Below are 10,292 nucleotides of genomic sequence, written 5' to 3'. Positions count from 1 at the left end.
AATTTTTATATTTCCTTAAACACTTTTCGAGCATTATTTCGTTAAATAATTCATATGTAAAAGATTATTTTAAATTAATTCAATCGACATTAGCGCAATGTTCTTTATTGATATTTTTTATTTTATTAACGACTCATACCGCTCAAGCATTAAGTACAACGACAGCGAAAGCGATAGAAGGTAGTGCGCCGGAAGTGATAAATATCGATTTGGCAGCGAATAAGCAAGGATTTACGGTTAATGGTGTTTTTTACAGTGAAGCAAGCAACAATATCAAGGGTGATGTAATTAAGGAATTTAGTGGTGAGTTAAGCCCTGCTGATTTTATCGTTAAGAATTTTTACTATAATTCATTGGATAACACATTAAATTATGCGGATAAAGATGGTGATGGGATAGATACATCAAAGCCATTTTTACTCTCATTTACCAGTAAACAGTGGTATGACGGTAATGGAAAATTAATTACAGATATTAGTAAAACGATGGGATGCGGAAGTGGTTATCCGATGCCATTAACGCTTGAAATAACAACACAAGTAAAGACCTATTCTAAATATGGCATGCCGAGGGAAAGTGATTATGTGCCAATAGTAAAACGTTATCAAATTTCTTCTAAACCTCTACTTTGTTATGCTAAACCTAATGCAACAATTGTTAACAAATCTAATCAATGGATTAGTTATAATGCCGATGGCAGTGGTGAAGCTTGGAATGATGTTAATCGTACCAGTCGTCATCCGATTCACGGTGGTGGTTTTACGGCAGATTATGTTCCAGATATGGGATTTAAGGTCAATCCTACTGTATCGAAAGCGACGTTTCCAACAACTGGTTTTCCTGGCGCTAAGTTTCAGTTAGTTATGTCAGGTGCACAAACTGATTATAGTTATAGTATCATAGCTAACCCTGGTGGGCAGGTTTCGGTTGATCCGCAAGGATTTGTTAAAATCAAAGATAAACCGACTGGTAATGTAACAGTAAGTATTGTCACCAAAAGAGATAACTCCAAAGTTTTTACTTATACCTTTAATCCAACAAGTATTTGGATAATTCCACAAGGTAGTAATTATATGGATTTTGAGAGTGCAAAAAATCGATGTGGTGGCATCCAAAATATACCGGCTATTTCAGTGTTTACTAATTCACCACAAAATAATATAGCGCCTAATGTTGATTGGGATACCAGTATGAACACCTTTACACGGGCGATAGGACAAGGCGTGTTCCCAGAATGGGGATTTACAAATTTTGCTGCTTATCCGGATTCGCAATGGGGTAACTTTGTACAAGCTTTGGATGGAAAAGCATTCTATTGGACATCTAGTGTTCATCTTACTGGTAGTTATATGTTTGTTGCTGATGCAAGAGCAGGTAATGTAAATACTTATTCTGTTACTTATCAACATTTAGTTGCCTGTAAAGGCTAAATAATTTTTACAATGGTATATTTGATCTCATTATGATGGTTAGTGCCATCTACTAATGGGCTATGCAACTTACAAGGGTAAGAAAAAACGCATTGTGATGATTATATTATTAGAGAGAAAACAAAATTTTGTCTTGTCGCTTAGCGACAAGCAAAATTTTTTAAAATGAATGCATAAAAAATAAACAGATAACGGTGCTTTATTGATAACTTAGCAACAGTTAAAAGATACTTCAGTTGAGCGTAAATAATAATTATAGATAACTGTGCTAAACAGATAAATTTTTTAACTTAATTCACTTAAATTTATATTGGAATTAATCGCTAACTTTTTACCATTTTCATACAAAACTGCGCTATTTCATTATAACTATCTAACTACTAGGTAAATTTACACTATAGGTTATATAGTCATTTTATTCATTAAGTTATGTATGATAAAAGTAGCGTATTGATAAATAATAAAATATTTATGCTGATTTTTTAATCTGTAAGTGGGATTTTTAGTTCAACGTTTACCAAAATAAATCAAGGCAATGTCTAACAGCAAAGCGCTTAAAAAACACCATAATCTTTAAGCAATCACCACGATAAATGAATGATAATTTGCTAGATAACGGTTATTTTTCAACCATTAAAAATGGATCAGTGTAGTCATCTGATTTACTTTTAGTCGATTATTATTTTAACTTTTAAAGTGCTGTACCTTTACGGGGTGTAAAAAATTGTGTCATATCTAAGCCTTCTATTTCAAGTAGTTTAATTTTTTTATCTATGCCACCAGCATAACCGGTTAAATTACCATTGGCACCAACAACTCGATGACAGGGGATAATAATGGATATAGGGTTATGGCCAACCGCACCGCCAACAGCTTGGCTTGACATGCTAGCCTTATTTGTTTGTAGTGCAATTTGTTTGGCTATATTGCCATAGGTGATTACTTGCCCGTAAGGGATCTGACACAAAATTTGCCAGACTAAGTGTTGAAAAGGGGTACCTTGTGGCGCGAGTTCAAGTTGCTTAATGTTAGGTTTTTTCCCTGCAAAATAATCATCAAGCCATTTTTTTGTCTGATTAAAGATGGGTAGGTTTGCATGATATTGTTTTTCTGCTTTGAGAATGGTACCAAAATATTTTTGTCCTTCAATCCAAACGCCAACTAATTTATTTTGTTGACTTGCTAGACTGATTGAGCCCATAGGTGATTGGTATTGAGATAGATAAAACATGCTGACCTTTTTAATGTTATCACTTGAAATAATTGATTAATTGTGCAGGTTTATTGTAACAAATTCTATCATTTTTTTAATTGCAAAAAGTATGTTGAGTTAAAGATGCCCCAATGTTGAGGGGGCATCTTTTAACTGTTAGATATTATTGTTTGCCTTTTTCGACATAACTCATATCACCTAAACTTTCAACAATAAATTTGCCATCATCGGTATAACGAATTTTAGTTACACTTGCATTACCTAAACCTGCGGTTATCGGTTTATCTAACAGCTCTTCAACCATTGCCATAATTGCCAAACCATGCGATACGACTAAAACGTTACCGCCACCTTGTGCTTTGGCTGATTCTGCAATCATTTTTAATGATTCTTGCATGCGAGTTTTTACTTTATTATAGTCTTCTGCTTCACCTGATTTTTCAACTGCAGCAATCGCATCGATCATTTTTTTAAGTGTTACTTTACCTTTTGCTAAATCGTCCATAAGATCTTTATCAGATGCGTAACCTAAATGTTTTGCTGCCGGATTCCACATATTAGGATCAAGATCACCTTCATATTCACCAAAGCAATTTTCCCGTAATCCTTCCATTTCGTTTATTTGCACTGGCACACCTTTTGTTTCGAGAATAATACGTGCAGTTTGCCTTGCTCGTCCTAAATCACTAGAATAGACCGAAATAAAATCAACATCTTTTAACCCTCGACCAAGTTGCTGAGCAACGTCAATACCGGGTTTGGTTAATGGGGTATCAGACCAACCCTGTACGCGATGTACGTTATTGAACATGGTTTTACCATGTCGGGTAACATAAAGATAGACATCTTGAGCAAAAGCATTTGTTATCGTAAAAAGAAATACCAATAACAAACTTGAAGATTTTATTAACGTTTTCATAAAAAGTACCTCATAGTGTTATGATTTATAATAAGTTAAAACGGTATTCTGCAATAAATTCAGCACCTAAGAACGGTGCAGTTTGAGATTTACCATTTCGTAAAATGGGTGTGCGATTTTTATGTTTATAAGACCATCCAGGTCCAACCATTCCCCAAAGGGTTAGCCCTTTTAAACTATTATTGGTCGGGATCCAGCTGGTGAACAGGTTAAATTCGCTTGAGCGTACGGTTGTGTGCCTAAATTTAAACTCCCCATAATTGGCAGTTAAACCAAGCGTTAAATCGGGATATAGCTTATAATCAATGATAGTTGATAATGCTCGTTCGCCATGTCGTAAATAATCTTCGCCTGCTTGCGTCATAGACATAAATGTACCGCGTGAATGGCTAGACATATGGCGATGATAATAGCCTAACTGCCCTTGACCTTTTTTAGCATCAGTATAGGCAATGCCAATTTTAGCTCCCCACTTATCATCTTGCCATTTGACATCAGCGGCATAGTGATTGGCATGTTTATCAAAATAACGTTTGCTCAGTGCCATTTTTTTATAATTATTTAGCGATTTGGTAAAATATAGTTGGGTGCCAATTGTTAACTTATCGATTGGTTTAATGCTACCTAAAAAGATTTGACGGCGTAAATAGTCTTTACTTTCACCAATGGCATATTCAGCGCTGTAAAATTTATTTTTTAGTGAAATATCGCCTGTGGCAATATAATCAATAGTATGTTTGCCATCACGACTTTTAAACTGTTTTTTATCGGGAGAGTCACGAGAAATTGAATGCGTTATATAAGCCCCTTTTAATGTCACTTCACCGTAATTTAATGTTGCGCTATAGCCTTGATAAGTTGTTGGCGATAGGCGAGTAGTATTAGAAATAACCCCAAAGTTTTTCATTGTATGCCAGCCAATATTACCATTAAGATTAACATCAGCTACTTTCGCTTTTAATTTTACATAACGTTGGCCTATTTTAGTGTAGCCACCGGCATTGCTACTTTTGGCTTTATTGCCTTTATTGTAAAGTACGCCTCGACTTGCAAAGTGATCACTGGCAGCTAAACGAAATGCTCGATAAAAATCAGCATTTAAACTAATAAAATCAGCCAAATAACCGGATTGATAACTTACTGCAACGCCATGCCCCCATGCATTGTGAACTGTTTTTGGATTTTCGGCTTCTTCTTTTAAATACTTCCAATAGTTTTTGGTTGATAGCACGATTTTGGTATCTTTAAAAAAAGCATTATCAGCTATTGATTTAGGCTCATATTTTGATGTCGATTCATTAGCTACTACAAGACTACTCGTCAAGCTAAAAAGTATAACAGTGAGGGATTTTAATTTCATTCCTAAATTCCTAAAGTGTTTATATTCAAAGTTCAAAATAATTAATATTTATAAATTTTTATTTTTTACTAAACATTTAGGTTTTGCCTGCCTTGGCAGTAACAATCCAGTCTGCTCAATTTTTTGTCTGTCTAATTTTTTAAGATAGATTTTCCGTTTTCAACATAATGCATGTTGCCTATTTCAACCACGTTATATTGGCCGTTTTTGTAAACAATTTTAACGACTGTTGCATTCGATAATGGTTTATTTTTATTGCTGTTGTCAGTAAGATCAGAAATCATTACTTGCATTGACATTCCAGATGAAATCGCTAACACATTTTTTTGGTGATGTTTGATTGCATTATTAACGATAGTCTTTAGCGCTGCTTGTGTACGCTGTTTAACTTGTTGATAATCTTCGGCTTGATGTTTAGGATCAGCTTTGGCAATAGCATTCGTCAATGCAGCGACAGAAATCTTACCTTCTTTATAGCTTTTATAAAAACTGTCGACAGATTTATAACCCAAAGATTCCATACTGGCGTTAACCATTTTGGCATTCGGCCCACCTTCAAAACCACCATAAAATACTTCACGTAAACCTTTCAGTTCTTGGATTTTATAATCTTTTACCCCTTTTTGTGCTAGCAATACTTGCATTGTTTCGCGCTGGCGACCTGCATCACTGGTATAGTAAGCATCAAATTTAATATCTTTAAGGCCTTCACCTAAATAGCGAGCAACTTCAATACCTTGTTCAGTTAAAGGCGAGTCAGCCCATCCTTGAACCAAATCATAACTATTGAAAAGTGTTTTTCCATGACGAGCAAAATAGATGGTGATAGCGTCTTGTGATGTATTTGATGATAATTGAGCACAACTCGTGATTAATAGGCTCGATACGATCAAATTTACGGTAACGAGTGCTTTTATGATTATTTTTTTCATATTCTAGTTCTAACTTTTTAGTAAAGTAGCTAACCGTTCTGCCTTGACACAATAATTAACTACTTTTTTACTCGCAATTAGTCAATGATAGACTAGTCACTTTATCGTTTATTTTAATGTTTCACCATTTGAGGCGATGACAGATTGATACCAATAAAAACTTTTCTTTTTGTAACGCGTTAAGCTACCGGAACCATCTTGATTAAGATCGACATAAATAAAACCATAACGTTTGGTTACTTCTGCTTTTGAGGCACTGATAAGATCAATGGGTCCCCAACTCGTGTATCCCATGACTTGCACACCATCATTGATTGCTTCTCGAATTTGCACAAGGTGATCATTCATATAATTAATTCGATAGTCGTCGTTGACAGTGCCGTTATCCTCAAGTTTATCTTTAGCACCTAAACCATTTTCGACAATAAATAGCGGTTTTTGATAACGTTCATAAAGCATATTAAGTAAATAACGAATACCAATAGGATCGATTTGCCATCCCCATTCAGAAGCTTTTAGATAAGGATTTGGCACCATATCTAAAATGTTACCTTTCGTTTTTTGTGATTCATCCGCTGTTGCGCAGCAACTCATATAATAACTAAATGAAACAAAATCGATCGTTTCTTTAAGATCTTCATGATCTTGCTCTGTTATTGTTAGTTTAATATTGTTCTCTTTAAAAAATCGGTGCATATAGGTTGGATAGTATCCACGCACTTGTACATCACCAAAAAATAACCAACCATGATTTTCTTGATGAGTAGCCCAAACATCTTCTGGTTTTGGTGTGAGTGGGTAGGCAACAGCACCCAATAGCATATTACCGATTTTTGCATCAGGAATGATGTTGTGGCATAGTTTTACGGCTCGGCTACTTGCGACAAGTTGATGGTGAATCGCTTGGTAAATTTGTGCTTTGCTGCTATTGCGAGCAAGCCCAACACCGGTAAACGGTTCGTGTAATGACATATTGATTTCATTAAAGGTTAACCAAAGTTTTACTTTATTTTTATAGCGTTCAAAAACTGTTTTAGCATAAAGGGTAAAAAAGTCGATCACTTTACGGTTTGCCCAGCCACCATATTGTGTAACTAAGTGGTAAGGCATTTCGTAATGAGATAAAGTGACTAATGGTTTAATATTGTGTTTTATCATTTCATCAAATAGCTTATCGTAAAAAGCTAGCCCTGCCTCATTAGGCTGAGTTTCATCGCCATTTGGAAAGATCCTAGTCCATGCAATAGATGTGCGTAAACAGGTAAAGCCCATTTGTGCAAATAGTGCAACATCTTCCGGATAGCGGTGATAAAAATCGATTGCTCGATCTTTAATACTAGTAATGTTATGTTCATTACGATCAACAATATCACCAAATAGTCCATTAGGTGTACAGTCCGAAGTCGATAGCCCTTTGCCATCTTCACGAAATGCCCCTTCTACTTGATTGGCGGCAATCGCACCGCCCCATAAAAAATCTTCAGGAAATTTTGTTGACATGTTTTACTCCTTATTTGTCGATAATGCCAATAATGCATCACCAATTTGAATATTATCTTGTTTAAAAATACATTGAATATCTTGATAATTATCTGTATTTGTAACGATAATTGGTGTAGTGACTTCAAATCCAGCTTGTTTAATAGCATCTATATCAAAGCTAACAAGTAGATCACCTTTCTTGACTTTACTGCCAGCTTGTACGTGAGCTTCAAAGTATTGACCCTCTAATTTAACAGTATCAATACCAATATGAATTAAAATTTCAGCACCAGAATCAGTTTGTAATCCAATTGCGTGTTTAGTTCTAAATAGTGAGACCACTTCACCATCATCGGGTGCAACAGCTTGACCAATTGTTGGAATTATCGCTACGCCTTTGCCCATTAGTTCATTGGCAAAAGTAGGGTCATTAACTTTATTTAAAGTAATTAACTCACCTGTCATTGGGCTAAACAAGGTAACGTTGCTGGCATTAACTTTATCATGTTGTTTTTCAGTTTGTTGCTCGTTTTGTCCGATTACATCGCGTTTATCTTTCGCAATTCCAAAAAGATAAGTAGCAATCAAGGCAAGCATAAATGAGATTAAACAACCCACAACGACCGCATAAAATCTTTCATCGATACCTTCAGCAGGAATTAATTGTAAAAATGAAAAGATACTAATAAAACTAAATGAGTAAATTACCGTATGGAAGTAACCCACAATACCGCCACCAACTGTAGCGGCTAGACAGCCAATCACAAAAGGTCTTTTTAACGGTAAATTAACACCATAAATAGCGGGTTCTGTTACCCCAAAAATGCCCGATAAAACGGATGAACTGGCCAATGCTTTAAATTGTGGATCTTTTGCTCTTAGCATCACCGCTAAAACAGCCCCCACTTGTGCAAAAACCGCCGGGAATAAAATTGGTAGCATAAAATCTTCGCCACTGATAGATAAGTTATTCATGGCAAACGGGACTAATCCCCAATGAATACCAAAAATAACCATCACTTGCCAAACTGCAGCTAAAATCATTGAGGCAATAATTGAGTTGAGTTGATATACATAAATAATACCAGCAGCTACAATATCGCTTAAAAATGAGACCACAGGACCAATAACTGCAAAAGTTAATGGCACAGTAATTAGTAACCCAAGCAGGGGCGAAATAAACTTTTTAAACGAGTCATGTAATATTTTATTAAAGCCTCTTTCTAATAAGCAATAAAACCAACTTGCTAAGATGATTGGAAAGACAGAAGATGCATAGGGAATAAGGTTTATCGGAATAGAGAAGAATTCCGTTTTAAGGGCTAAAGCACTCCCCATCATATTGACTATATTGGGGTGGACTAAAGCGCCGCCAATTGCCATACCAACGTAAGGATTACCACCAAATTTTTTCACGGCAGAAAAACCTAAAATTAGTGGTAAGTAGTAAAAAGGCGCATCGGCAATCGCAAATAAAAAGTTATAGGTTGGTGTCGCAGGCTGAACAAGATTCAATACTTGCAATAATGATATGAGGCCTTTTAAAATACCGCCCGCAACGATGATAGCTAATGCAGGGATAAATATACCAGAAACTAAATCAATTAATTTAGATAAAATGCCCGATTTTTTACCTGATGAACTGTTTGGTTGAGAAATTTCATTTAATTTGGTTAATTCCATAATATCGTTAAACACATCAGCAACATTGTTACCAATAACGACCTGAAATTGCCCACCGCTTTGTACAACAGTAATTACACCTTTTTGTTTTTTTAAAATATCGGCATCAGCTTTATTGTCATCTTTCAATACAAAGCGTAATCGAGTTGCACAATGAACTAAACTGGTAATGTTCTCTTTTCCACCAACGTGTTGAATAATTGATTCGGCAAGCCCTCTGTTTTTCATACCTTATCCTTATTAAAAGCAAAAAAAAACCTAACCACCTTTGTTCAAGGTGATTAGGTTTTGCTTGCATAATTTATTGTTCTATTATGCAATAACAATCCAAAAATTATGAAGTTAGGCTAACATAAATTGTGAAAAGTAAATATCACTTTTTGAAAGTCATTACAAAAATGTGATCTATTTCACATTATTGCGTTTTAAGCTCATTACGTAAACGTTCAATGTGGATGGTTAAATATAAACTTTCGTCATCGGTAAGAGGGTGCTGATATTGTTGAATTAGATGTAAGTCTATTTGTTTGGTACAAAGGTAAGCGTGCTCATATTTTTGCCGAATTATCTGATACAGTGAAGCATCTTGTTGTACTTGTTTGCTTTGGTTTAAAATTCGGTGAGCAAAAAATTTCAAATGTGTTACAAACCGCTGATAAGATAAACAATCTTCATCATATTCGAAGTTGAAATGATATTTTACAATATTAAGGATTTCCCGCATAATCTTTGTCATTTTGACGATATTTGGCATGGTATCATTTAGCTGTGCATTAATAATATGAAAAGTGATAAAGCCGGCTTCGTCTTCGGGTAATTCGATATTCAAACGATCTTTTATTACCGATAAAGCGTATAACCCCATTTGGAACTCTTTGGGGTAGAGTTTTTTTATTTCCCACAAGAAACTATTTGGAATGTCAAATCCTTGCTTATGACGCTCTATGGCAAAATGAATATGATCAGTGAGTGAAATATAAATACTATCTTGTAGTTTTCCTTCTATAAATTGCTTGGCATGTTGAATAATAATTTCTGAAGTGGTGAGTACTTCAATTGGAATTTCAGAAAGTAACTCAGCAAATTTGGGTAAAGTTTCTTTATTGGTTAATGAAAACTGCTTTTCAATTAGGGTTGGATCAATTAAATCACCTTCACGTTTTTTAAAGCCAACGCCTCTACCCGTTACAATTAATTCATTGCCTTTAGCATCAAGCGTAATAACTACATTATTATTAAGTATTTTATGAACTTTCATAGCTTAGGATTTAAT

The 10,292-nt window shown here is 35.0% G+C and carries 7 protein-coding genes and 1 pseudogene; 1 reads left to right on the top strand and 7 read right to left on the bottom strand.

The window, feature by feature from the left end:
- Window positions 1-1,430: pseudogene (locus tag J3U66_RS07305) on the top strand (hypothetical protein); the annotation flags it as partial.
- Window positions 1,431-2,121: 691 nt separating this feature from the next.
- Here J3U66_RS07305 and J3U66_RS07300 read toward each other — a convergent pair.
- From J3U66_RS07300 to licT, 7 genes are all read right to left on the bottom strand, one after another.
- The gene (locus J3U66_RS07300; protein ID WP_267343863.1) at window positions 2,122-2,661 is read right to left on the bottom strand and encodes a methylated-DNA--[protein]-cysteine S-methyltransferase; all 540 of its coding nucleotides are present in this window, start codon (window positions 2,659-2,661) and stop codon (window positions 2,122-2,124) included.
- Between the two features lie 145 nt (window positions 2,662-2,806).
- Window positions 2,807-3,562, bottom strand: coding sequence for a histidine phosphatase family protein (locus tag J3U66_RS07295; protein ID WP_267333061.1), 756 nt, complete (start codon window positions 3,560-3,562; stop codon window positions 2,807-2,809).
- Window positions 3,563-3,587: 25 nt separating this feature from the next.
- Window positions 3,588-4,922, bottom strand: a complete 1,335-nt coding sequence (locus J3U66_RS07290; RefSeq protein ID WP_267348560.1) for an OprD family outer membrane porin — start codon at window positions 4,920-4,922, stop codon at window positions 3,588-3,590.
- Window positions 4,923-5,053: 131 nt separating this feature from the next.
- Entirely contained in the window at window positions 5,054-5,854 is an 801-nt protein-coding gene (locus tag J3U66_RS07285) for a histidine phosphatase family protein (protein ID WP_267348558.1), read from the bottom strand.
- A gap of 108 nt (window positions 5,855-5,962) precedes the next feature.
- Window positions 5,963-7,354 (bottom strand): glycoside hydrolase family 1 protein, encoded by a 1,392-nt coding sequence (locus J3U66_RS07280; protein WP_267348556.1) that lies wholly within the window; start codon window positions 7,352-7,354, stop codon window positions 5,963-5,965.
- 3 nt (window positions 7,355-7,357) lie between these two features.
- Window positions 7,358-9,247 carry a beta-glucoside-specific PTS transporter subunit IIABC gene (locus tag J3U66_RS07275; protein WP_267348554.1) on the bottom strand — a complete coding sequence of 630 codons (1,890 nt, stop codon included), beginning with the start codon at window positions 9,245-9,247 and terminating at the stop codon, window positions 7,358-7,360.
- A gap of 187 nt (window positions 9,248-9,434) precedes the next feature.
- Window positions 9,435-10,277 carry a BglG family transcription antiterminator LicT gene (licT, locus tag J3U66_RS07270; protein WP_267333056.1) on the bottom strand — a complete coding sequence of 281 codons (843 nt, stop codon included), beginning with the start codon at window positions 10,275-10,277 and terminating at the stop codon, window positions 9,435-9,437.
- Window positions 10,278-10,292: the final 15 nt, after the last annotated feature.

The sequence above is a fragment of the Gilliamella sp. B2969 genome (assembly GCF_026536195.1).
Taxonomy (GTDB): domain Bacteria; phylum Pseudomonadota; class Gammaproteobacteria; order Enterobacterales; family Orbaceae; genus Gilliamella.
Note: the sequence above shows the minus strand (reverse complement) of the source record. Positions and strands in the feature narration are given on the sequence as shown.